The organism is Olivibacter sp. EAT-5, assembly GCF_044784325.1.
Taxonomy (GTDB): domain Bacteria; phylum Bacteroidota; class Bacteroidia; order Sphingobacteriales; family Sphingobacteriaceae; genus Olivibacter; species Olivibacter oleidegradans.
Genome location: NZ_CP173028.1, coordinates 3,658,936 through 3,683,357 on the forward strand (window position 1 = coordinate 3,658,936; position 24,422 = coordinate 3,683,357).

Genomic DNA, 24,422 nt, shown 5'->3' on the forward strand with positions numbered 1-24,422 from the left:
CTTGATATGATTAAAAATTTCGTTTCCCGCGTTTTGCTGTATTTATTGCTTTTTAGCCAGAGCGCTATTATTGCAAACGCGCAGGATAGCGTGGAACAAATTTTAAAACCACTTGAGGCTTGGGCCAAAGAATACCCGTCAGAAAAAGTATACGTACATATAGACAAGCCTTATTATATGGCCGGTGACACGATTTGGTTTAAGACGTATACCGTCGTAGGAGCATATCATCAACTCTCTTCGTTAAGTGGAGCCGTTTATGTCGATCTTATTTCTTCAACTGATTCGGTAGTTTCTTCACTTAAGTTACCACTCATTGCCGGTATGGCTAAGGGCAATATTAGTTTGCCTGTAGAATTAAAAGCAGGAAACTATCGTTTAAGAGCATATACGCAGTGGATGCGGAACACTGACAGCGATTACTTTTATGACCGGATCTTATACATCGGTGCCATAAGCCCTTATGGAATTCAAACCCAAGCAACTTTGCAATTTGATGAAACGGAAGAAAAAAAAATTAATGGGATGCATATCCGGTTTTTAGATGGAGAAGGGAGACCTCTGGTCGATAAATCAATCGAATACTTCATACGGACGGAGGCTGAGTTATTGAGCCAGCGAAAGGGTAAAACGGATGAAGAGGGACGATTAATGGTGCCATTGAGTGAAAGAAGTTTACGTGATTCAATTACGGCTTTTATTGTAAGTGAAATTCGGCTAGATAAAGAGAAAGTAACGACAAGCATTTTTCCGATAAATTTACAATATGATCGGGCCGATGTCCAGTTTTTTCCTGAAAGTGGTGATCTAGTGGCGGGTGTTCCCAATCGGATCGCTTTTAAGGCAGTAAGTGTGAATGGCCTGGGTGTCGAGATAAAAGGTGAAGTGTTGGATGAAAATCAGCAAATTTTAACAACATTTAATAGCGTGCATGCGGGTATGGGGCAGTTTATGTTTACTCCCGAAAGTGGAAAGCAATACAAGGCTCAAGTTGTATTTCAGGATGGTAGCACAAAGCAGCTTTCGCTTCCCAAGGTAAAGACTTCCGGATATGTGCTGTCGGTGTATTCGCAGGCTGCAACGGATACAGTGCTTTTACGTATTATGTGCAGTAACGATCGATTGAAACAACCGATAAGTATTGTTGCACAAGCAGATGGAGAAGTGTTTTATGCAACCGATTTAAGCCCTAATCGTCCACTAAACAATTTATATGTGCCGTTGACACAAGGTGTTTCAGGAATTGTCCAATTCACTTTGTTTAGTCAAGGGCAAGCTTTGAATGAACGGATTGCTTTCATAGAGCGTGGCGATAATTTAAATATATCCATAACGAATTTAAAAGATAGTTATAAGCCAAGAAGCGAGCAAAACTTTAACTTAAGCGTGCTCGACAATGAAGGACTGCCGGTTTCAGGAAATTTTTCCTTAGCTGTTATCGATGAAAGCCAAGTTCCTGTTAAAGAAGAGCAAGAAACCACCATTCTCTCTCAATTATTATTACAAAGTAATTTAAGAGGATATATCGAACAACCAAATTACTATTTTACCAATATAACTGATGAAAAGCGCGATCATTTGGACCTGTTGCTGATGACGCAGGGGTACCGACGTTTTCTTTGGTCGGATTTGCTGGACGACAAGTTGAAAAAACCGATTTATCCTCCCGAAAAAATGGTATCCTCCATTAGCGGGAAATTGCTTACACTCCAAGGTAAACCGGTTGTTAATGGTAAAATAACGTTGCTTTCCGTGGCTGCAAATATTACACTCGAAACTATTACAGATACAGAAGGTGTGTTTGTGTTTGACAGTCTATTTTTAGCCGATAATATAAAATTTACCATACAAGGGCGTTCCGAGAAAGGGAGTGATAAAGTCGAACTCGTTTTGGAAGGGATTCCAAGTTTAGGCGTAACCTATAATAAGAATACAGCCGATCTATCACTAAATATTAATCAACAACTTGATACATACTTTTCGAGTACAAAAAAACATGATGATGCATTAGCCAAGGTGGGACTTGAAAGTAGGCTCATTAAATTAAATGAGGTCATTGTAAACGCCAAAACGGCTAAATCATTGCCGCGATCTTATAATCTTAACGGTCCGGGTAGAGCTGATCAGATAATATCAGCGAGCGAGCTAGGGACTTGTCCAACGCTAAGGGCCTGTTTGGAAGGACGCCTACGAGGCGTTGTGTTTAGAACAGAACAAACTAGCATCGGGCCTGTCACTTTTCCTACCTCTACGCGGGGTGGAAAAATGCAGGTTATTATTGATGGGCGCATACTTGATCTTCATAGCGACGGAGATTTACAGGACTTGGTAGGTATTTTTGAACAAAATTTAATAGATCCTACTCAAATTTTAAGCTTGGAAGTACTGCGATCACCCTCGCTCACTAATATATATGGAGGCGGGGCTGCTACCGGAGTCATCTTAATCAATACTAAGGGATGGTCACCAACGGAACGTACCGATTATAGTACGAAGCTCTATGCACCGAAAGGTTTTACATCAACGCGTGAGTTCTATTCCCCTAAATACGGTGTGTCAGAAAGAGCGGATATCTTAGCTGATCAACGTAGTACCGTGTATTGGAGTCCGGTAGTATCGGTTAATAAAGAAGGTAAAGCAAGTGTAAGCTACTTTAACACCGGTAACGAGGGTAAATATCGAATAGTAATAGAGGGAATTGGTGCTAATGGGCAACTGGCGAGAGGGGTTTTTCACTATCAAATAGCGAAATAATATAAAAAAACTTGACAAAGTGTATTTTGTACACTATCTTTGTCTCATCATAATTTAGGTTTATAATTGGTTAGCTAAGGTCTCCAATTTCCCCGGTTGGAGACCTTTATTTTTTAGTCAACACTGCATTAATTTACGAAGCATTCTTTTCTAAACCTTTACTTCTTAAACCTTTTAACATTTTGATTAAAACCGGAGCGGTAGCGATAAGGACAATTAAGAAAATGATTTTCTCCAAATTGTTTTTTATCCATTCATTTTCGCCCAACAGGTAACCTGCTGTTACTAAAACACCCACCCAGATAAAACTACCGGCAATGTTGAAAATTGAAAATTTTCGTAGGTCCATCTTAACTATACCGGCCACAATTGGAGCAAAAGTCCTCACAATAGGCATAAATCGAGCTAAAATGATGGCGCCGCCGCCTTTCTTCTCATAGAATTCTTGCGCCTGTACGATATACTTCTTTTTAAATAAAAAGCTGTCCTTTCGTTTAAGAAGTACACTTCCCGAGCGTTTGCCTGTCCAATAGCCTAAGAAATTACCTAAAATGCCTGCGATGGATATTAATAAAATCCAATATAAAAGACTCCATATGGAATCTACATCCGGAAGTGTATTGTTTGCTAAAATCATCCCGGTTATAAAAAGGAGCGGATCGCCGGGAAGAAAAAATCCGAGTAAAATCCCTGTTTCTGCAAATACAATAAATAATAAAAGATATAAGCCTCCGTTCTCCATGATCCACTCAGGATTTGTGAGGTTTTGGAAAAAATCAAAAATTTCTGTCATGAACGTAACTTCTAAAAATCAGTTTTCAAATAAGCACCATGGGTCAAGAGAAGTAGTTTTACGTTTTCTCTGAGCGTTAAAAGTTTCGCTTGTTAAAATAATTTATATAGAGAGAGAAAATCGTAATAGAATGGTTTATACCATATTGATGTATAAAAAATCGAAAGCGGATGTATAGGAGTTAGTATAGATTCCTGAAAAGAACTTAAACAATTCAGTATGGTATTTCTATATTCTTTGTGGGCTTGTTTTTTTGTCTGCCGGGAGGGTGTTATTACGTCATCAAGGGCATAGTCCTGTATAACGAATCCGCTAAACTGATTTACGCTTTGAACAGGTGTTTTATTATAAAAGAAAAAAGAGCTTAATAAGAAACTGGATACGCAAATAAGGATTAAATAAAGTTCCCTTTTGCAAACAATTTTTTCTCTCTGGAGCAACATTCCTTTCTAACGCAAATTTTATACGCTGCGAATATAACAATACTTTATGAGATTATGTTTGTATGCGTGAATAGAACTGTCTAATAATCGTCGTACTTGCACACGGTGCCAGGCAGTAGCTGGTTAATAGTTAATGTAAGGTTAATGACGGTTCACACTCGTTTTGTAAAGAATCATCTGATGGCAAATCGTTACTCACAATTTACTAAGTACTTGCAATTTTATCTAGAATGCTTTTTTTTGTAAAGCAATCAAACAAAAAACGGATTTAGAATGTAGTCAAAATGTTACGGATTCCGGGTTATTCCGGAAAGTCGATTTCGCCTTCGGCAAACTTACATAACTGATCAAGCATGTCGCTTAGTTTTGTACCGGATTCTGTTAGTGAATACTCAACACATTGCGGAACTTCGTGTATGTTATTACGACGGCGAATCAATTTGTAATGTTCAAGATGTTTTAATCGATCTGCTAAAATATTATCGCTTATGTGCTTTAAATCTTCTTTTATGCTCGAAAACCGAGTGTTTCCTTCTTCGATGCTGAACAGAACATCAGTCAGCCATCGTTTACTTAATAAATGTAAAAGTTCATTCAAGGCGCATTTTTCCTCTAGATAGGTCTGGTTGTAATAATTTGTTGAGCTCAGTTTTCTCATAAAATTATTTTTGAAAGCTAATATAGGGTTTTTGGTAGAAGTGGCTATGATAGTAGCTGTAACAAAACCGCTAAGAGTATTTATTTTCTTTATAACACACATATAAAATAGTAGACAAAAAATGAAGTACAGAAAACTTGGAGAGACAGATTTAAACCCTTCAGTTATAACTTTCGGTGCTTGGGCCGCCGGGGGATGGATGTGGGGAGGAACGGAAAGAAAAGATGCAATAGATGCCATCAAGGCTTCCTACGAGTTAGGTGTAAACACGATTGATACGGCACCGATTTACGGGCAGGGAACAAGCGAAGAAATCGTAGGCGAAGCCATTCAGGGATTACCGCGGGATAAGGTCTTAATTCTTACGAAATTTGGCATGCGATGGGATTCGATACAGGGCGACTTTGCCTTCAAAAGCAAGGACAATAGTGGGAAAGATATCGATATTTATAAATATGCAGGTAAAGAGAGCATTGTGAAAGAATGTGAAGACAGCTTGCGTCGGTTACGAACCGATTACATTGATCTTTACCAAATTCATTGGCCTGATAAAACCACAGCCATCGAGGAAACGATGGAGGCTGTTGCCCAATTGATAAAAGATGGGAAGGTTCGGCATGCCGGTGTTTGTAATTACAATGTTCCGCAAATGGAAGAAGCCGAACGTACATTGAAACTTGCTTCTAATCAAGTTCCGTATAGCATGGTGAAGCGGGATATTGAGCAAGAGATTATTCCGTACTGCCAGCAGCATCATAAGTCCATTATTGCTTATAGTCCACTAGAACGTGGCTTGTTAACCGGTAAGATGAAGCCAGGTCATATTTTTGGTGAAGGGGATCATCGTGCAGGACTTCATTATTTTCAAGAGGAGAATTTAAAAAGAACAAATGCGTTTCTAGAAAGTATCAAACCCTTGGCAGATGATAAACACATTTCTTTAGGGCAGCTTGTTCTCCTTTGGACATTAGAACAGCCAGGCATTACCATTACCCTGGTCGGGGCTAGAGATACGCAGCAAGCGGTTCAAAATGCAAAGGCTGTCGATAGCACGATTTCAACCGATGAACTTGCATTTATTACGGAGAAATTGAGTCAGTTACAGCTAGCCGTTTAATGATGTTAATAACGTCTGTAGTAAAGACCCCTACAGACGTTTACTTAATTTAGGTGTTTTAACCGCAGATTTCCTTGAAAATGTAGCTTATTTGCTCTACAAATTTTTTGGTATGCAAACCCGAGGGATCTAGGTCCGGATCCAAAATAGTAAGTGTCATTCCGGCAACTTTTGGACTATCGAGCAAAGGAACAAGTAATTCCACTAATTCTTCGTAAGCCAAACCATCAGGGCTTCTACTGTCTACTGCCGGCATCAACTTGTCGTTCAGTACATCGACATCAAAATGAATCCAAAAACCGGACAATTCTTCTTTTTCGACATGATTTAAAAAGGAGGCAACACAAGATTGAATGCCCCTTGACCTTAGTTGGTACAATGGAATATAAGTCGCCTTTGATTCAATAATGGCCTGCTCATACCAATCTACGTATTCTCTATTTCCCACGCACCAAACATGTTGCTCGTCGATGTAGGGTTTCAAACTTGATATATTGGTCATCTTTTCGGGCCCACGACCCGCAGCGAAAGCTGCCGCCATGCCACCTGCACCGCCAGTTTGCGATAAAGAAGGCCAAATAAAGTCAGTATGGCCATCTAAATAAAATAATGCATGGCGGCCCCGTTCAGCCAAAGCTAATAACGGCCCCAGTAAAACGCTGCAATCTCCACCTAGAACGAAAGGGAATACGGAATCTTTAATTTCCTTTTCAAAAAAACGCTTTTGAGTAAGTGCATAATCGACGATAGCATCGGCATTGCGAACCCCGCTTTCCTTATCTAAATTCATCGTGTAGGCCGGAGCCTCAAGCCTAGTAACCCGTATGCTGGGAATGCTGTCGTATAAACCCCATTGTTTTAACCAATTGGGTAACATCCTTACCCCCGGCTCGTGCCCCGGATAAGGTTCTTTGAGCCCTAAATTAGAAGGACATTCAAGAATATAAACGTTTTTCATTGAATATTCTAAACGGTAATGAAGTTATGGTGTTATCATACAAATCCATGTCTCTTTTGTATTTGCTTACTTAAGTTAAATGTAAATAATGTTAAGTTTGTTTTTTATGGTTAATTATTTTAAAATTGTATCAAGCCTAAAAATCTGTATTAAACTGACTGTTGGGTATAAAAAAGAGATGAGAATTTTTTATTTCTGCCATCTGTCAGGGTTAGCGAGCGATGAACTAGTGTTTAGAAGCTGTTTTAAGAACTGGTCGTTTTTATTTAGGCAGTTACTGGATAATGATACATAAATATAATTGCTCCTCAAGCATAGATGGACATTGAAAATCAGGTAACTTTTCAAATCAGCGTAAATTGAGTAAGATATAATGAATTACGGTAAAAAAAGATGTTTCCTTTTCCTGCTATTCTTAACCGTAACGGGGAAGGTGTTGGCACAAGCGATTCCTGTGCCAAAATCACACTTTGGATTTTCAATCGGTGATGATTATCAACTGGCAACTTATCAACAATTGGAAAAATATTTTCAGCTGATCGACAAACTTTCGGATCGGGTACAAACGTTGGAAATCGGGAAAACCGAAGAAGGGCGAAGGCAGTATATCTGGGTGATTTCATCTCCTGAAAATTTAAAAAAACTCAGCCGATATAAGGAAATTTCACAAAAAATGGCACGCGCCGAAGACCTTTCCTGTGAAGAGGCAAAAAAACTAGCCATGGAAGGTAAGCCGGTGGTATGGATAGACGGTGGGCTGCATGCCAATGAGACGGTTGGCACTCATCAGCTGATCGAGACTTTCTATCAGTTAGTTAGTCGCAATGATGCTGAAAATAAAGCCATATTGGACGGCGTTATTATTCTACTTTCGCAGGTAAATCCGGATGGACAAGAATTGATGAGTACCTGGTATATGCAAGAGCAGGATCCCAAAAAGCGTAACATGCATATCCCCCGATTATATCAAAAATATATCGGGCACGATAATAACCGTGATTTTTTCATGATGAACATGAAAGAAAGTACGCATATTGCGCGCCAGCAGTACATTGAGTGGATGCCTCAAATCGTTTATAACCATCACCAACGCGGACCCGAAGGTTCGGTTTTAGCGGGTCCTCCTTACCGTGATCCTTTTAATCACGTATTCGACCCATTGATCATAACCAGCATAGACGGTGTCGCGGCGGCTATGAACAATCGGTTAAATGCGGAGAACAAACCTGGTTATACACGTCTAAGCGGCTCTGTATTTTCTACTTGGTGGAACGGTGGACTAAGAACAGCTCCTTACTTTCATAATATGATCGGGATATTGACCGAGATTATTGGCAATCCGACACCCGAAGAGGTGCCGGTAATACCAACACGTCTGATACCGAATAATGCAACTCCCAATCCGGTTACCCCACAAACCTGGCATTTTAGGCAGTCAATCGACTATTCACTTTCGTTAAACTACGCCATCTTGAATTATGCGCAGCGGCATGGAGATGAACTGCTTTATAATATATACCTGATGGGGAAAAATGCCATAGAGAAGGGAAGTAGAGATAATTGGACACTCTTGCCACGTTACGCAGATTCTATTGCTATGGCTTATAAAAGAGACAAAGGCGAGAAGCAATTAAAAGGCGATACAATTCCTAGGCACTACTATGACGCTGTTCTGAAAAATCCTGCCTTTCGAGATGCACGGGGTTATATTATTCCAGCTGATCAATCAGACTTTCCTACAGCGGTGAAATTTGTTAATGCGTTAATCAAATCAGGTGTACTAATACATAAGGCAAAGGCAGATTTTTCTGTGGGGTCAAAGCGCTACCCTGCAGGGTCTTATATCGTAAAAACGGCACAAGCCTTCCGCGCGCATGTGTTGGATATGTTTGAACCGCAAGATCATCCGAACGATTTTCAATATCCCGGTGGTCCACCGGTAAAACCATATGATGCAGCTGGATGGACTTTAGCGTTTCAGATGGGAGTACGCTTCGACCGAATAACGGATGCTTTTGATGGGCCATTTGAACATATTGCTTACGGTTTGTTACAAGATCCACCTGTCAAAGAGCTTGCTTCTTCCAAACAGGGGTATTTGTTGGATGCTAACGTAAATGACTCCTTTACCGCCGTTAATGATTTGCTGAAAGAAAATATAAAAGTTTACAGAACACAGGCCGTCACGGAGGGAATGCCTGCCGGTTCTTTCTATGTAGAAACAAAAGAAAGTGCTTTATTACAGAAAGTGGTGAGTAAGTATGGTGTCATGGCTAAAGCAGTTTCTACAAAGCCAAAAGATCTTTTGAATATCAAACCCGGTCGAATCGCTCTGTTCGATTATTACGGTGGCTCCATACCTTCCGGTTGGGTGCGTTGGATCCTGGAACAATTTCATTTTGATTTCCAGCTTGTTTATCCGAAAGATATAGACAAAGGTCAGCTGCACAGAAGATTTGATGTTATTTTGTTCATCGGAGGTGGAATGCCTCCTTTACCAACTATAAAGAATAGCAGTCGATATCTACGAATGCCATCAAAAGAGGAGGTACCCGTGGCTTATCACCATATGTTGGGAAGCTTAAGTGTAGATAAATCTATTCCTCAACTTAGAACCTTCCTGAAGGAAGGAGGTAGGATTGTTACCGTCGGCAATGCAACTAATTTAGCCTACCATTTTAAACTGCCCGTAGAAAATGCCTTAAGTGTAAAAAACGATAACGGGGAATCGATGACCTTATCAGGTGATAAATTCTATATACCCAGCAGCATTTTAACGGTTCGTGTTGATACCACGCAGACACCCAATTTTGGCATGCACGCTTATGCTGATGTGGTTTTCAACAATAGCGAAACATTTCGGATCAAAAATGAGGGCTTGAGTCAAATAAAACCTTTGATGTGGTTTGATACCGATAAAATACTTAAAAGTGGGTGGGCTTGGGGACAGGCATATCTTAAAGGAGGTATTGCTGCGTTTTACACCACAGTAGGAAAGGGCTCTTTTTACGCTTTTGGGCCGGAAATTACCAACAGAGGGCAGGCACATGGTACTTTCAAATTATTGTTTAATGGGTTGTATAAGTAGTGCGCGTAAGTGTTCAAAAATCGTTTTGCTTTAATCAATTATAAAAATGTATACCTTGCTTCAACAAACTCTTATTTTAATCTCGTTTTAAAAAAAAGAAAATAGGATTTAACATAAAGTAATTCGTGAAATCGGTCCGTTGTTTCGCTTTTTTCTGAGGATTATTTTGTGGCGGATCAAAAAATAGTATATTTGGTTTCTCCAATTATATAACCATGACCAAAAAAATACGTGATTTAACGTCTTTGGTTCACCAAATGGCGATTACTAATACCGAAGGTGTCTATATTGAGGTATTTAATATTTTATTTGAACCGATTAGAAAATTTTCTTTCGGTTTTCTGAAATCATGGGAATTATCAGAAGAAGTGGCAAGTGATGTTTTATTCATGCTGTGGGAGAAGCGCCAGCAACTATTGGAGATAAAGAATGTGAAGCATTACGCTTTTGTAGCTGCAAGAAATAAATCACTGAATGTATTGAAGCAACATACGGGTCGCGAGCTCCTGTCACTCGATGAGGTGGATTTTGATATTCAAATAAATACGCCAAGTCCTGAAGCTATATTTATTCAGGGAGAGATGAAAGCAAAACTAGAACAAGCTATTGCTTCCTTACCAAAGCAATGTAAATTAGTTTTTCAACTTGTGAAAGAGGAGGGGTTTTCCTACAAAGAAGTAGCTGATATTCTAGGGTTGTCCACAAAGACGGTGGATGCACATTTGGTAAATGCCATGAAAAAATTAGCTCATATTCTTAAGGCCGAATTTAAGTTGGCGTAATCCGTTATAACCTTCAACCATTTCGTCACTAATCTACTATCCGCGTTAAGCAATAGGGTTACGCTTTAAGCATTTACTTGCCCTGCTTTTGTACTATTTAATCATTTGACGTTAACAAACCGGAGATCGCCTCGCATTGTGGTCCCATCCCTTCGGTTGGCCTATCCATAAGTCAAGCATGCAATAACGAGTTGGAGTATGTTAATATTATTGCTACTGTCACTATTCGTGATGCAACAATCCAACAATTTCCAGATCATTTATACGCAAAAGTCATAGTTTCATTAGGGATTATTCAAAGATTTCTTGTCTATAGTGAATATATAAGTTATAAACCGTATACGATTAAATCATTTTCATGTCAATTTTGAAACCTTGTATCCAACTATTATGGATGACTATAACTGTACTAGCATTCAGTTGTAACAACGAAGACAGAAACGACCAAACCGGCGTTGACTGGCCGGTATATGGGGGGAACAATTTTGGGAATCGGTATTCGCCACTTAATCAAATCAATACAGAAAACGTGCAATACCTCAATGTAGCGTGGGAGTATCAAACGGGAGAAAACAAATCAGGTGAACGACCATTCGAAATCCAATGCCAACCTATCATAGTAAATGGCGTTTTATACGGAACCACGCCTCAATTGAAGGTTTTTGCACTAGATGCTGCAACAGGAAAAGAAATATGGGTTTTTGACCCCTTTAAAACAAGCGAACCGCAATATCATGCCAATCGAGGTTTGAGTTTTTGGGAAGGAAAGGGGGCGAAGCGCATTCTTTTTACTGCCGGCTCCTTTCTTTATGCGATAGATGCCTATACAGGTCTACCTGTTACTGAATTCGGCGAGGCTGGGAAGGTAGACCTACATAAAGGCTTAGAAGAAAATTTATCACATGATATAAGTAACCTATTTGTAATTGCCACATCACCTGGTATTATCTACAAAAATACCATTGTTATGGGATCGCGCGTTTCAGAATTTGGCGATGCCGCTCCTGGACATATACGTGCGTATGATGTATTATCGGGAAAAATTAAATGGATTTTCCATACAATACCCCAGCCGGGAGAGTTCGGTTATGATACCTGGCCGAAAGATGCCTATAAAAAAATAGGTGGGGCAAACTGCTGGTCGGGTATGGTGTTGGATAGCAAAAGAGGGGTTGTGTATTTGGGAACGGGATCTCCGTCCGTTGATTTTTATGGAGGAGATAGACATGGCACCAACCTCTTTGCTAATTGTATTTTGGCTTTGGACGCGGAAACCGGGCGTCGTATTTGGCATTTTCAAACAATCCATCATGACCTTTGGGATCGTGACTTATCGAACCCTCCTAATTTGGTAAGGGTTAAACATCAAGGTAAATTAATAGACGCTGTTGCACAAGCAACAAAAGACGGAGTGATTTATGTGTTAGATCGTGATAGTGGGAAACCACTTTTTCCGGTAGAAGAAAGGCCTGTACCTACCAATGGGGCCATGCCAGGTGAGCAGCCTTGGCCTACACAACCATATCCTGTAAAGCCTAAGCCCTTTTCCAGGCAATTTTTTACCAAAGAAGATTTCAATGATATGACAATGGAAGGCTACCAATTTGTTAAAAAGAGATTTGAAGAAACGCGATCAGGAAATAAATTTATACCACCAAACAGTGCAGGTTCAATAATTTTTCATATAGGAGGAGGTGCGGAATGGGGTGGAACAGCTGCCGATACCGAAGGCATATTGTATGTTAACGCAAACGATATGCCGTGGGACTTAAAAATGATGGATCTGGCAACCGGTATGGCGCAACAAAAAGAAGAGAAAGTAAGCAGAGGCAAAGCGTTGTATCTGGCCAATTGCGCCGTATGCCATGGTGCAGACCTGAAAGGCAGCGGGAATAAAAGCTACCCAAGCTTATTAAATATAAGCGAACGTGCTAATAAAAAAGACATATTTGATATTATGAATACCGGTAAAGGAATGATGCCTTCGTTTCGACATATCAATGCGTCGAAACAAGCGGCCATCGTCAGCTTTTTACTGAAAGACAATATAGCTGCCCAATCAGAAGACTTACATCAACAGTCAAATTTAACAAATAAGCAAGCTGACGAAAAAAGCGTATTTCCGTATGTCGCCCCTTACGTTAATAACGGACAGGTCCAGTTTCGTACACCTGACGGGTATCCGGCTGTAAAACCTCCTTGGGGAACTTTAAGCGCAATTGATCTCAATTCAGGAGAATTTTTATGGCAGGTTCCACTGGGTGAATATCCTGAATTAAAGAGAAAAGGAGTGGCTCCAACCGGCACAGAGAATCATGGAGGCCCCATTGTCACAGCAGGTGACTTGCTTTTTATTGGAGCAGCACAAGACGAGCTCTTTCGCGCCTTTGACAAAAAGTCCGGAAAGATTCTTTGGGAGTTTAAATTGCCCGCCGGTGGTTTTGCTACTCCGGCTACCTATGAAGTTAACGGAAAGCAATATGTTGTAATTGCTGCCGGCGGTACAAAATATGGAAAAAAACCAGGTGGCTCATATATTGCATTTGCGCTTCCCGATTAATTTCTTTGCTGTTAGGTATATACATAGTCGCCAAAGTTGTAGTAGCGATGCAAACGTTAGCTATTAAGTTGACAAATAGTTAGGTAGTTATAGAAATTGATAGCCCCTGCTTTTTAATATCAAAAGTTATTAGGGAATTTTTAAAAATTTATTGTCTTTAATAGTAAGAACCAATAAACAGAACTAAAGAACTAATCATAAAACCGCAAGCTTTAAAAAATGGCATGCAACAGGATGAATAAATGTATTGTTAACTATTATAAATTAATAACTATGACAAGATCGGAATGATAAAAAAATGAGAAGTGCGCCAACACCTCTCATTTGACTCCTAGAACTAGCTTAACACTATTCTTCAGATTTTTTAACAATTATGACCAAAGCTATGAAAAAAAAAGAACTAAACGAAAGAGTTCTTCCTGGAAGACTTTTTGTTTACTTTTTTACAAAAACCAAATGTTTATTACGTTTTTACTGTTTTTTTCTTCTCTTGCTTTTTTCTCTAAACAGTATAGCCAACACTGATCATCAAGGAGAAAAAATTGATCTGGTGGTGCAAAATGTAAAGCTCAAAAATGTGTTTCCATTACTTGAAAAAAAGGGTAAAATACGGCTTATGTACAGCGAAGAGAACGGCGTTTTCGAAAAGCCGGTTTCTATCAGTGCAAAAGATACGCCTGTTATGGAGGTGCTGGCTCGTCTGCTGCTTAATACTGATTTAGAATATATGGAGTTGAAAGACAACCTTGTCGTGGTGAGGAATAAGTTGCATCAGCAAAAAACAATCAGTGGGTTGGTCAAAAGTGCTTCCGGCCAACCGCTTGCAGGTGTAAGTGTGTTAGTAAAAGGGGCGCAAGGGAAAGGGACACGGACTGCTGCTGATGGCTCTTACACACTTGTCGTCCCAGCTAATGCCGTCCTTGTATTTACCTATCTGGGTTATGTCTCACAGGAAATCAGTACGACCGCGAAAAATAGATTGGACGTTATATTGCAGGAAGATGCGCAACAACTGGGTGAAGTTATTGTGACCGCCTTGGGAATTAAGCGCGAAAACAAAAAATTGGGCTACTCGGCTTCTGCTGTTGATCCTGAACAGTTAACTGAAAATCGGACAACTAATTTTGGAAACAGCTTGTCGGGAAAAGTAGCTGGATTAAATGTCTCTCCTTCTCCAACCGGACCTGGAGGCTCTTCCAAAATTCGTTTAAGAGGACAATCCTCATTTGGAGGCAATAACTCGCCTTTGATCGTTGTAAATGGAGTACCGATTAATAATGCACCGCAAGGCGGAGCAAATGGAGCAAGTGGCGGTAATACCGGTGAAATGAATACCGATTTAGGAGACGGCCTACAGAGTATTAATCCGGATGATATTGCCTCGCTTACGGTATTGAAAGGAGCGGCTGCGGCCGCGTTATATGGGTTCAGGGCAAAAGATGGAGCGATAATTATTACGACAAAATCCGGGAGCGATCAACAAGCCGGAATCGGGATCAGTTACACCTCAAGCTTTCAGGCAGACCAACCGTTAGATTATACGGATTTTCAATATGAATATGGTCAAGGTGAGTATGGCATTCGCAACGTAACCTTAGCGGACGCTAGACGAACCGGTGTCTGGAGCTTCGGTCCTCGATTTGATGGGCTCCCTATGATGCAACATGACGGGATCGAACGCCCCTATCTTCCTTACAAAAACAGGATTAAAGATTTTTACGATATGGGTAGGACTTTCACCAATTCGTTAGCCGTTTCGGGAGCCAATGAGAAAGGTAATTTTCGAGTTTCTTTTGCTAATACCGAAGCGAATAGCATTGTTCCTAATTCTGATTATAATAAAAAAATATTTAATATTGGCCTTAACTATAACCTTAATAAAGAGCTTTCTGTTCAGGTAAATGCCAATTACTCCAATGAATTTAACAACAATCCTCCTGTAGTTAATCAGCAGGCTTTTAATGTTAACCAAACCGTTTATACGCTTGCAAACAGCATTGATATGAAATGGTTGGAAAATGCTTATAAAGATCCTGTCACCGGGAATGAAATCAATCCCGCACGATTTACGGATAGAACCAACCCTTATTGGTCTATTAACGAGCGTTTTGAGACGCAAAAGCGCGATCGTTTATTCGGTAATATTTCTTTGCGTTATCAGTTTAGGCCTTGGTTGTGGGCTCAGGGACGGGTGGGACAAGACTATTTTACCAATGTGCGGCATGCTAATCGGCCAACGGGAACGGCTATGCTTCCGGTAGCACCCACCGGGTTTAACGGCAATTATTTTCAAAACACCAGTACCTTTCGCGAACGGAATATCGACTTTTTGGTCGGCTTGAACCACCAGATAGGCCAGTGGGGAGTCGATGCTACTTTTGGTATGAATTCAATGGATCAGAAATCGGAGGGAATGGGAACATCTGTCACCAATTTCTTTATTCGCGATCTTTACACAATCGATAATGGGCAAATAAAGAATCCGGTTTACTCACTATCACACAAAAGAGTCAACTCCGTTTTCGGTACGATAGACTTTTCTTTTGATGAGTTTTTGTTTTTGAATCTGACCGGTAGAAACGACTGGTTTTCTACGTTAAATCCCGCCTCCAACAGCGCATTTTATCCTTCTGCCAGTACTAGTTTTGTTTTTAGTCAAATTTGGTCATCTAAACCTACTTGGCTGGATTTTGGAAAGCTTAGAGCGTCATATGCTGAAGTAGGCGGCGACACCAATCCATACACCAATAGTCTTTACTACAATATTGAGAATAATCTCTTTAATGGCGTTCCTTTAGGTATTATCACATCAGCCATAAGTCCCAATGCCAATCTACGTCCTCTTACCGTCAAGGAGACAGAATTTGGTATTGATTTTAAGCTTTTTGACAATCGTTTGGCGGTAGACATCGCCGCTTACAACAAGTTAACCGAGGATGAAATCTTAAATGTCGATATCTCCAACGCATCGGGATATGGGCAGACACTTGTCAATGTTGGTAAACTGCGAAATCGGGGACTTGAAGCGTCTATTACTGTAACTCCGGTTCGAAAGGAGCATATTAAGTGGGAATCCATCGTAAATTATGCGTACAATAAGAGTAAAGTATTGCAATTAGCGGATAACCAAACTCGTTTTGACGTAGGTACCGGTGAGTATATTGGTATCGTTTCCCATGAGGTTGGCATGCCAATGGCCTCTTTACGCGGGGTAGACTATTTGCGGAATGCCCAGGGAGAAATTATCACATCGAACGGTCTCTTTTTACCCGGAAGCATTGTAACTTATGGAAGCGCTATACCACCTCATACCGGCGGATGGCTAAATACAGTAACCTATAAGGGTATCCGCTTTTTTATGCAAATCGATTTCAAGGCGGGCCATAAAATGATCTCGAATTCAAACTTCAACTGGACGCGCCATGGCCTGCACAAAAATAGTTTAGTCGGCCGTGAAGGAGGTGTTGTTTTTGACGGTGTAAATAACGATGGTTCACCTAATACTACTGCTGTGGAAGCGGAATTGTTCTATAGCCAATATCGCTCCGGAAACATAGCAACCCCCTTTGTTTATGACGCAGGTTTTATACGTGCGCGCACACTTTCCGTTGGATACGATTTTAGTAAGTTTTTGAAACATACCTTTATTAAGTCGATTAATGCCAACGTATTTATCAACAATCCTTTTATTATCCACAAGGCAGTGGATAATTTGGATCCGGAAACACAGTATTCGGCATCAGATCTGAATTCCGGATTAGAAACACATGCCTTGCCAACCACGCGTACTTATGGACTGAATCTCAATGTTAATTTTTAAATGAATTCATTTTATGAAAAAGATTTTAGTACATCTTCTAATGACGGCCGTTTTGTATGCCAGTAGCGGATGTGATAAGAATTTTGAAGAGATCAATGCAAATCCTTCGCTGGCGAGTGATTTAGAGCCAGCTTATCTTTTCTCAAATGCACAACGTTTATCGGCTATTGCATCTTATCACTACCAGGGCGAAATCGTGCAACAAATTAATACACCTTACGGGGGACTTTTAGCAGCAGGGAATCGGAATATTATAAATGATCAACACGCTAGTGAAGCCTTTAATGCCATTTACACAGGGCCAATTAGATACTTAATTGAGGTGACCAATAAAACAGAAGGAAAAGAAGAGCAACACAACTTGTATCACATGGCACGTATTTGGAAAGCGTATTGTTTTCAGCTACTTGTGGATACTTATGGCGATGTGCCTTACACGGAAGCCGGGCTGGGGTATACACAAGCCGATTATTTGCCTAGATATGATCCGGCGGAAGCGATATATGATGCGATTATGAAAGAATATATCGAGGCAACAGATGCCTTGGATCCGACCAGATCGAGTATTGGTTCTGCTGATTTGTTTTACGGAGGTACAATAGATCGTTGGAAGCGATTGGGAAATTCTCTTTTGCTTCGCCTAGGAATGCGTTATACAAAAATAGACGAAGAAAAAGCGAGATCGATCGTTGCTACAGCAACTGATCCTGTGAGGGGAGGTGTTATGCAGTCGAATGAGGACAATGCGCTTATTCAATTTAATGCCATGTATACAAATGGTACATCAAACGCTTTATTAGGAGGAGAGCGTGCCAATTATTACATCGGCAAGCCGTTTGTGGATTTTTTAAAAAATAATAACGACCCGCGACTTCGGTATATAGCGGTGAAATATGAATTACCTGCGAATCCGCTGGCAACTGCCGGTGCTGCTAATACAAATCCGGCAGATCAACAGGGCATGCCTTATGGTTATGATGAAAGTTCCATTGAAACGGCACCGGATTATCCAGGCAAAATAGGATCAGCATGGAAGTATTCTCAGTTTAACCGTTCCACGGTAATGCGTATAGACGCACCTGAATTCTTGATCTCTTTTTCACAAACACAGTTGTTATTAGCGGAGGCGGCTACTAGGGGATACCTTCCTTCCGGTAATGCGCAACAATATTACGAAACCGGTATTAGTGCGCACATGGAGCAGGCGCCTTTATTTGGGAATATGCCTAGTATTACCGCAGAAGAAAAGGAAGTTTATCTTCATAGTCCGAATATCGCTTTTACATCAGAAAGAGCGCTTGAACAGATTAATGAACAATATTGGGTCAGTTCCTTCCGAAATTGGTCAGAAGCCTGGGCGAATTTTAGACGAAGTGGCTATCCTCGGCTTAACCCTGTAAACTTTCCTTCCCAAGACCCATCGATCCCAGGTGCCGGAGGATTTATTAGGAGGCTTGTATATCCACTGCGGGAAATTTCTGTCAATGCAGTGAATATACAGGAAGCAATTAACAGAATGGGGGGTAATAGTTTGGGAACACACATTTTTTGGGATCAAGGTAATTAAAGAAATCACAAAATCTAGGATAAAGTAATAACTGGAATTATGAAAAATATCATTCAAGAAATCAAAGAACAAACACGTATTGCTGAATGCACACAACGACAAAAAGCATTGGTAGAAAGTAAATCACTCCCAAAGGAAGAACCTAGACGGGATTTTTTAAAAAAAATGGCATTGGGTGGCCTAACTCTAGGTGGTTTAGTGAGTTTGCCAATAGAAGAAACCTTGGCGCATACAACCTCACGGGTAAATAGAAATTCGGCACCTTCAGATTTAAAGATAACTGACATGCGTTACTGCGTAACCCGTGTAATGGGACGTACAGCCATCATTCGTATTGATACCAACCAAGGCATCTATGGTTTGGGCGAAGTGCGTGACGGTGCAGATGAGCGCTATGCTTTATTTTTAAAAAGCAGGATAATAGGCGAAAACCCATGCAATGTAGAAAAGATATTCAGAATGATTAAGCAGTTTGGAGGAGATTCACGACAAGCAGGAGGCGTTTGTGCCGTAGAAATGGCCCTATGGGATATTTGTGGGAAGGCCTATAATGTTCCAGCCTGGCAGTTGTTGGGTGGTTTATACCGAGATAAAGTGCGGTTGTATGCTGATACACCGGAAGCCAGCTCAGTGGAAGAACAGAAGAAACTCATCCAGTATAGGATTGAGGAACAGGGTTATACCTGGCTAAAGATGGATGTATCCATAGGAGAACTTAGGGGCAAACCCGGCACCGTAGTAAACAGTAAATTCTGGGAAAATAACCAAGGACGATTAGCGCAATGGGGAGATAATAATTACATGGCGTATGCTAATCGCATGCATCCCTTTACTCAGATTCAGATAACAGATAAAGGCCTGGAAGAACTTGCAAGGATTGTAGAAAACGTGCGCGGTATGGTTGGTTATGATGTTCCCATATCGACGGACCATTACGGCCATTTTGATTTAAATAATGGTATTCGTTTAGGCAGGGCATTGGAGAAATACCGATTGGCTTGGTTGGAAGACGTGGTGCCGTGGCAATATACTGAACAATGGAAGTCAATCACGGAGGCAATAGAGACCCCGACCATAACGGGGGAGGATATCTATTTGCTAAGTAATTTTAAAAACCTAATCCACAATCGAGCCGTAGACTTAATACACCCGGATTTAGCCTCTTCGGGAGGTCTTTTAGAGACAAAAAGGATAGGTGATTACGCGCAGGAATTCGGAATAGGTATGGCCATGCACCAGGCGGGTACGCCTATTTCTTTCATGGCTAACGTACATTGTGCCGCCGCTACAGAAAACTTTTTGTCGCTCGAGCATCACTCGGTCGATGTGCCTTGGTGGGAAGATTTGGTAAAGACAACGGATGGAAGAAAATTAATTGAAAAAGGTTACGCTAATGTGCCTTTAAATGCACCTGGACTCGGGATTGAGTTAAACGACGAGGTAGTAAAAGAGCATTTAATCGAAAAGGATAAATCTTATTTTGAACCAACGCCACAATGGGATGACCGAAGGTCCCATGACCGCACTTGGAGTTAGTTAATTTGTTTGTTGTTGAATAGTAGAATCGTTGGGTGGTTATACAATACCACTCAACAACTATACTATACAATGTCTTTACATTAAGAAAAAAATAAATACGCCTTAGGGAGTTTTAACGAAACCATTGTCTTTATAATTGAGAGCGTCAATTGGTATGCGTAAAGATACTCCCGAATTTTATGAATGACAATAGAATCATTGTGCTATTGACCCGTAAGATGGCGGGCGAGATTAACGAATTAGAGCAGGAAGAGCTAACGAAGTTGTTAAGTGAGAGTCCTGAAGCAATATACTATGACGAATTTGTAAAAGAGTTATGGTCGCAAGATACCGTTCAAAATAGCGATCCGCAAGCATTTTATCAAAGGCATAAGGCAAAGCACCAGCACAAATTCGATTTTGTTGCGGAAAAAGATGATGAAAATTCATTTAATACCAAGCTGGAAAAACGATGGTCACTTAGGAGAAAATGGTTTTTTTATAGTGCTGCAGCTTCTGTAATAAGTGTCTTGCTGATTGGTTTTTTTTGGCGTCGATATTCTGACCAAGATGCCTTGGGTAATCGAATCGAAATTGTAGCGGAAAAGGGCGTACGTAAGCAGTGGATTTTGCCTGATGGTACTAAAGTATGGTTAAATGCAGATAGTCGTTTATCTTATAATGATTTTAAGGATGCGAGGCGTCGTTTGGTAAGTTTGGAAGGAGAAGCGTACTTCGATGTTGCTAAAGATAGAAATAAACCGTTTATAATCAGAACCGAAGAAATATCTATCCGGGTATTAGGCACGGCGTTTAATGTAAAGGCTTATCCAAATGAACAGAAAACGGAAGCTACATTGATTAAAGGTGCGATAGAGTTATCTGTCAATAAGAGGCCGAAAGAACGAATAGTGTTAAAACCGTCAGAGAAAATAGCTGTAATAAATTCTAAGCAGGCAATGGGGGCAAGGGATAAGCAACCGAATTCCGTAATTGTGACAATAGGAAATTTATCAAAAGTACACGTGGAGGATAAGGAGTATATTCAGGAAACTTCTTGGATTGATAACAAGCTGATCTTTAAAAATGAAACGATGGAGGAGTTAATTCCAAAATTGGAAAGATGGTATAATGTGAATATCCAGGTCAGTGCTCAAAAAGTAAAGAGTTATCGTTATACAGCGAACATTGCCGGAGAAAATATTACCCAGTTGTTAAATGCAATGCAGTTGATTAAACCATTTCAATATAAAATAGAAGATGATGAAATAATAATCTATTAATATATGGAATGACGGGAAGTGTACACACTTCTAACTTATTCCTCCATGTATGTCTAGGCCTTCGTTAGCCGATACACTGGGATTTTTAACCACAATGTCCTATGTTATAAAAAATAAAAGGCGCTATGAAAATAGTTTTCTATAGATGCTTTAGTGCCAGGTTTATAATTCTTTAACAGCTACTCGCAAAAAGGCTCACATCGTTTTACTATTAAATACAATAATTTAAACAAACAAATCCTTTTTATGAAAAAAATTATCTTAAGCTATTTAGCATTTGTTTTTTTTGTTTCAACGGTATTCGCTCAACAAGTTGGATCGTCTCCTGAATATATCACCGCATTAACTTCACAGTGGAAGGGCGAGCGGTATCCCGATGGACGTCCAAAGATTCCTGATAATCTTTTAGAAAGATTAAAAAAAATATCCATGGAGCAAGCTTGGGGATATTTAAGAAGCCAGAAATATAATAACCAGTTTGAAGCCAATTGGGAGCTGATTATGTACCCTGATCAGGTAATGGTCGGAAGGGCTGTTACGGCGCAATATATGCCTGCCAGACCCGACCTTGTCGAACAGATTAAGCAGCAGGGATTGAAAGAAAAACGATCTACTCAAGGAGGTACAAATACTTGGCCCATTGATGTACTCGTACCGGGTGATGTGTACGTTGCCGATAGTTATGGTAAAATTATCGATGGAACATTGATTGGGGATATGCTTGGGAATACCATTTATACCAATTCAAAAAATGGTGTTATATTCTGGGGTGCCGTACGAGATATGGACGGGTTAAGTCAAATAAAAGGTTTCAACGTATGGGCAAAAGGACAAGATCCCTCGTATATCATGGAAATGACCTTAACAACTATTAACGCACCCATTCGGATTGGCAGAGCAACGGTACTTCCGGGAGATGCCGTTTTGGCGAATAAATATGGAACTATATTTATTCCTTCGCATCTTGTAGAGGATTTAGTAATCAGTTCTGAATTTACCATGCTAAGAGACGCTTTCGGAGCCCAACGATTAAGAGAGAAAAAATACCTCTCCGGACAGATCGATAGTAAGTGGACAGACGATATTAAAAACGACTTTATCAATTGGTTGAAAAACTTATCAGGTGATGAACTGCCAATGTCTAGAGAAGAATTGGATGCCTATTTAAAAAATCGGGATTTTTACTAAACTGCTTTCGGACAAGTTAAAGGAAAAAAATGTATAAATATCTGATAATATCGGCTATGGTTTTGATGAGTTGTTCAAATAAGGCTAGGCAATCTAATCAGTTAGCCGTTAAGGAAGCTGTAGAGGATTTTCGTCAAACCATGCTTCATCCCGATCAATCGAAGTTTGAGGCATTAACATCGCCACTGCTAACTTATGGACATTCGAGTGGTTTAATTGAGGACAGAGAAACTTGTATTGCTTCTATGGTGAATGGAAAATTCAAATTCTTGCAGATTGATTTAACGGAGGAAAAAATTGACATAGAAGATAAAACAGCGATTGTAAGGCACCATTTCTTTGCCCGTACGCATGACGCGGGTAAGTCGCCCGGAACAGTTAATCTGAAAGTACTCCAGGTCTGGCATTTGCATGAGGGGCACTGGCGTTTACTGGCCAGACAGGCTGTGCGAATATAATGGCCTCTGTCAGAACGTATATACACAATCGGGCGAATTCCCGTATCTATAGTATTCAATTATAAATTCTACTCTAATGATTAACACATTAGCTCCCTCCCGCTGGTATCGAATTATTCCGATTGTCTTTATCACCTACAGTTTAGCTTATCTCGACCGTGCTAACTTTGGCTTTGCCGCCGCCGGTGGTATGGCAGAGGATCTGAAAATTACACCTAGTATATCATCCTTGTTAGGGTCGCTTTTCTTTCTCGGTTATTTTTTCTTTCAGATACCGGGAGCACATTATGCAGCACATAAAAGTGCAAAGAAATTAATTTTTTGGTCGCTTATCCTATGGGGTATTCTGGCAACAGCCACAGGCATGGTTAACAATGTAAACTTACTCATTGTTATAAGATTTATGTTAGGTGTGGTAGAAAGTGCGGTAATGCCCGCTATGCTTATTTTACTAAGCCAATGGTTTACAAAAGAAGAACGTTCAAGGGCAAATACCTTCTTGATACTCGGAAATCCGGCAACAGTTCTTTGGATGTCGGTACTTTCAGGTTACCTTATCCATGCCTTGGGTTGGCGGTGGATGTTTATTCTACAAGGCGCACCCGCCATAGTTTGGGCTTTTGTTTGGTGGAAAATGATTGACGAAAAGCCAAACGAGGCAAACTGGCTAAATACTGAAGAGAAAAAGAGTATTGAGAGTCGTTTGCAGGAGGAACAGCGAGCTATAAAGCCGGTAAAAAACTATTTAGAAGCATTTAGATCAAAGACCGTTATCTTATTATGCCTTCAATATTTCCTTTGGAGTATGGGCTTATATGGCTTTGTCATGTGGTTGCCTTCTATTATTAAAGCAGCTCCGGACATGGATATTGTGACAACGGGATGGTTATCGTCGGTGCCATATCTGTTAGCGATTGTGGCCATGCTTGCAGCCTCCTATGCTTCTGATAAAAGCATGAATCGAAGACTCTACGTTTGGCCTTTTCTATTAATCAGCGCTTTAGCTTTTTATGGTTCTTTCCTTATAGGCACCACTAACTTTTGGCTTTCGTTTTCTTTGCTGGTAATTGCGGGTGGATCTATGTATGCTCCTTACGGACCTTTTTTTGCGGTAATCACCGAAATTTTACCCAGAAATGTATCAGGGGGGGCGCTTGGTCTGATCAATAGCATGGGAGCCTTAGGTTCTTTTGTTGGCGCTTACATTGTTGGATATCTAAATGGAGTTACACATGGTTTTGGGGCTTCTTATATTCTGATGGCAGGTACATTGTTGTTATCTTCTATCTTGACACTAATAGTCATAAAACCCGTCAAAAGTATCTAAAAGGCACAATAGTAAGAATTAGAAAAAAGGCAAGTTAAATTGAGGTGACCTGTAAATAAAGGCAGGCCTTACTTCTATTGTAAATATTTTTATTTTATTTGTTAGATT

Annotated in this window: 15 protein-coding genes; 12 read left to right on the top strand and 3 right to left on the bottom strand. The window is 40.3% G+C overall.

The genetic code is table 11. The features are described from left to right. Nucleotides 1-6: 6 nt before the first annotated feature. Nucleotides 7-2,754: a hypothetical protein gene (locus ACH11B_RS15100; RefSeq protein WP_377609742.1), complete on the top strand. Its 2,748-nt coding sequence runs from the start codon at nucleotides 7-9 to the stop codon at nucleotides 2,752-2,754. Between the two features lie 133 nt (nucleotides 2,755-2,887). Here the strand turns inward: ACH11B_RS15100 and ACH11B_RS15105 are convergent, their stop codons facing one another. Together ACH11B_RS15105 and ACH11B_RS15110 are read right to left on the bottom strand one after the other, a co-directional pair. Continuing rightward, on the bottom strand, nucleotides 2,888-3,547 hold the full coding sequence (locus ACH11B_RS15105) for a DedA family protein (protein ID WP_013666026.1): 660 nt from the start codon (nucleotides 3,545-3,547) through the stop codon (nucleotides 2,888-2,890). A gap of 744 nt (nucleotides 3,548-4,291) precedes the next feature. Then, nucleotides 4,292-4,648, bottom strand: coding sequence for a winged helix-turn-helix transcriptional regulator (locus tag ACH11B_RS15110; protein WP_377609740.1), 357 nt, complete (start codon nucleotides 4,646-4,648; stop codon nucleotides 4,292-4,294). Between the two features lie 121 nt (nucleotides 4,649-4,769). Between ACH11B_RS15110 and ACH11B_RS15115 the strand changes: the two genes are divergently transcribed. After that, nucleotides 4,770-5,765 (top strand): aldo/keto reductase, encoded by a 996-nt coding sequence (locus tag ACH11B_RS15115; RefSeq protein ID WP_013666028.1) that lies wholly within the window; start codon nucleotides 4,770-4,772, stop codon nucleotides 5,763-5,765. A 58-nt stretch (nucleotides 5,766-5,823) separates the two neighbouring features. Here ACH11B_RS15115 and ACH11B_RS15120 read toward each other — a convergent pair whose 3' ends face one another. Beyond that, nucleotides 5,824-6,723: an arginase family protein gene (locus tag ACH11B_RS15120; RefSeq protein WP_130857653.1), complete on the bottom strand. Its 900-nt coding sequence runs from the start codon at nucleotides 6,721-6,723 to the stop codon at nucleotides 5,824-5,826. Nucleotides 6,724-7,096: 373 nt separating this feature from the next. On the opposite strand from ACH11B_RS15120, the gene ACH11B_RS15125 reads away from it, so the two are divergent. The 10 genes from ACH11B_RS15125 (at nucleotide 7,097) to ACH11B_RS15170 (ending at nucleotide 24,314) form a co-directional block, all read left to right on the top strand. Next, complete coding sequence (locus ACH11B_RS15125) at nucleotides 7,097-9,811, top strand: M14 metallopeptidase family protein (RefSeq protein ID WP_377609738.1); 2,715 nt, start codon at nucleotides 7,097-7,099, stop codon at nucleotides 9,809-9,811. Nucleotides 9,812-10,026: 215 nt separating this feature from the next. Further along, a complete protein-coding gene (locus ACH11B_RS15130; RefSeq protein ID WP_130857651.1) occupies nucleotides 10,027-10,593 on the top strand; it encodes an RNA polymerase sigma factor in 567 nt (188 codons plus the stop codon). Nucleotides 10,594-10,951: 358 nt separating this feature from the next. Then, nucleotides 10,952-13,153, top strand: a complete 2,202-nt coding sequence (locus tag ACH11B_RS15135) for a PQQ-binding-like beta-propeller repeat protein (protein WP_377609736.1) — start codon at nucleotides 10,952-10,954, stop codon at nucleotides 13,151-13,153. A gap of 385 nt (nucleotides 13,154-13,538) precedes the next feature. After that, nucleotides 13,539-16,973: a SusC/RagA family TonB-linked outer membrane protein gene (locus ACH11B_RS15140; RefSeq protein WP_377609735.1), complete on the top strand. Its 3,435-nt coding sequence runs from the start codon at nucleotides 13,539-13,541 to the stop codon at nucleotides 16,971-16,973. Between the two features lie 13 nt (nucleotides 16,974-16,986). Next, nucleotides 16,987-18,540, top strand: a complete 1,554-nt coding sequence (locus ACH11B_RS15145) for a SusD/RagB family nutrient-binding outer membrane lipoprotein (protein WP_377609732.1) — start codon at nucleotides 16,987-16,989, stop codon at nucleotides 18,538-18,540. A gap of 39 nt (nucleotides 18,541-18,579) precedes the next feature. Further along, nucleotides 18,580-20,076: a mandelate racemase/muconate lactonizing enzyme family protein gene (locus ACH11B_RS15150; RefSeq protein WP_130857647.1), complete on the top strand. Its 1,497-nt coding sequence runs from the start codon at nucleotides 18,580-18,582 to the stop codon at nucleotides 20,074-20,076. A 182-nt stretch (nucleotides 20,077-20,258) separates the two neighbouring features. Beyond that, a complete protein-coding gene (locus ACH11B_RS15155; RefSeq protein ID WP_377609730.1) occupies nucleotides 20,259-21,341 on the top strand; it encodes a FecR family protein in 1,083 nt (360 codons plus the stop codon). Nucleotides 21,342-21,587: 246 nt separating this feature from the next. After that, complete coding sequence (locus tag ACH11B_RS15160) at nucleotides 21,588-22,529, top strand: RraA family protein (protein WP_130857645.1); 942 nt, start codon at nucleotides 21,588-21,590, stop codon at nucleotides 22,527-22,529. A 29-nt stretch (nucleotides 22,530-22,558) separates the two neighbouring features. Then, entirely contained in the window at nucleotides 22,559-22,987 is a 429-nt protein-coding gene (locus ACH11B_RS15165; protein ID WP_130857644.1) for a nuclear transport factor 2 family protein, read from the top strand. Nucleotides 22,988-23,063: 76 nt separating this feature from the next. Further along, nucleotides 23,064-24,314, top strand: coding sequence for an MFS transporter (locus ACH11B_RS15170; RefSeq protein ID WP_130857643.1), 1,251 nt, complete (start codon nucleotides 23,064-23,066; stop codon nucleotides 24,312-24,314). Nucleotides 24,315-24,422 lie beyond the last annotated feature (108 nt).

Excerpts from the sequence above, each read along its gene's own strand:
- ACH11B_RS15165 (WP_130857644.1), top strand. The coding sequence starts at position 22,559 with ATGTATAAATATCTGATAATATCGGCTATGGTTTTGATGAGTTGTTCA.
- ACH11B_RS15155 (WP_377609730.1), top strand. The coding sequence starts at position 20,259 with ATGAATGACAATAGAATCATTGTGCTATTGACCCGTAAGATGGCGGGC.
- ACH11B_RS15100 (WP_377609742.1), top strand. The coding sequence starts at position 7 with ATGATTAAAAATTTCGTTTCCCGCGTTTTGCTGTATTTATTGCTTTTT.
- ACH11B_RS15105 (WP_013666026.1), bottom strand. The coding sequence starts at position 3,547 with ATGACAGAAATTTTTGATTTTTTCCAAAACCTCACAAATCCTGAGTGG.
- ACH11B_RS15150 (WP_130857647.1), top strand. The coding sequence starts at position 18,580 with ATGAAAAATATCATTCAAGAAATCAAAGAACAAACACGTATTGCTGAA.
- ACH11B_RS15135 (WP_377609736.1), top strand. The coding sequence starts at position 10,952 with ATGTCAATTTTGAAACCTTGTATCCAACTATTATGGATGACTATAACT.
- ACH11B_RS15115 (WP_013666028.1), top strand. The coding sequence starts at position 4,770 with ATGAAGTACAGAAAACTTGGAGAGACAGATTTAAACCCTTCAGTTATA.
- ACH11B_RS15140 (WP_377609735.1), top strand. The coding sequence starts at position 13,539 with ATGAAAAAAAAAGAACTAAACGAAAGAGTTCTTCCTGGAAGACTTTTT.
- ACH11B_RS15130 (WP_130857651.1), top strand. The coding sequence starts at position 10,027 with ATGACCAAAAAAATACGTGATTTAACGTCTTTGGTTCACCAAATGGCG.
- ACH11B_RS15110 (WP_377609740.1), bottom strand. The coding sequence starts at position 4,648 with ATGAGAAAACTGAGCTCAACAAATTATTACAACCAGACCTATCTAGAG.
- ACH11B_RS15145 (WP_377609732.1), top strand. The coding sequence starts at position 16,987 with ATGAAAAAGATTTTAGTACATCTTCTAATGACGGCCGTTTTGTATGCC.
- ACH11B_RS15125 (WP_377609738.1), top strand. The coding sequence starts at position 7,097 with ATGAATTACGGTAAAAAAAGATGTTTCCTTTTCCTGCTATTCTTAACC.
- ACH11B_RS15170 (WP_130857643.1), top strand. The coding sequence starts at position 23,064 with ATGATTAACACATTAGCTCCCTCCCGCTGGTATCGAATTATTCCGATT.
- ACH11B_RS15160 (WP_130857645.1), top strand. The coding sequence starts at position 21,588 with ATGAAAAAAATTATCTTAAGCTATTTAGCATTTGTTTTTTTTGTTTCA.
- ACH11B_RS15120 (WP_130857653.1), bottom strand. The coding sequence starts at position 6,723 with ATGAAAAACGTTTATATTCTTGAATGTCCTTCTAATTTAGGGCTCAAA.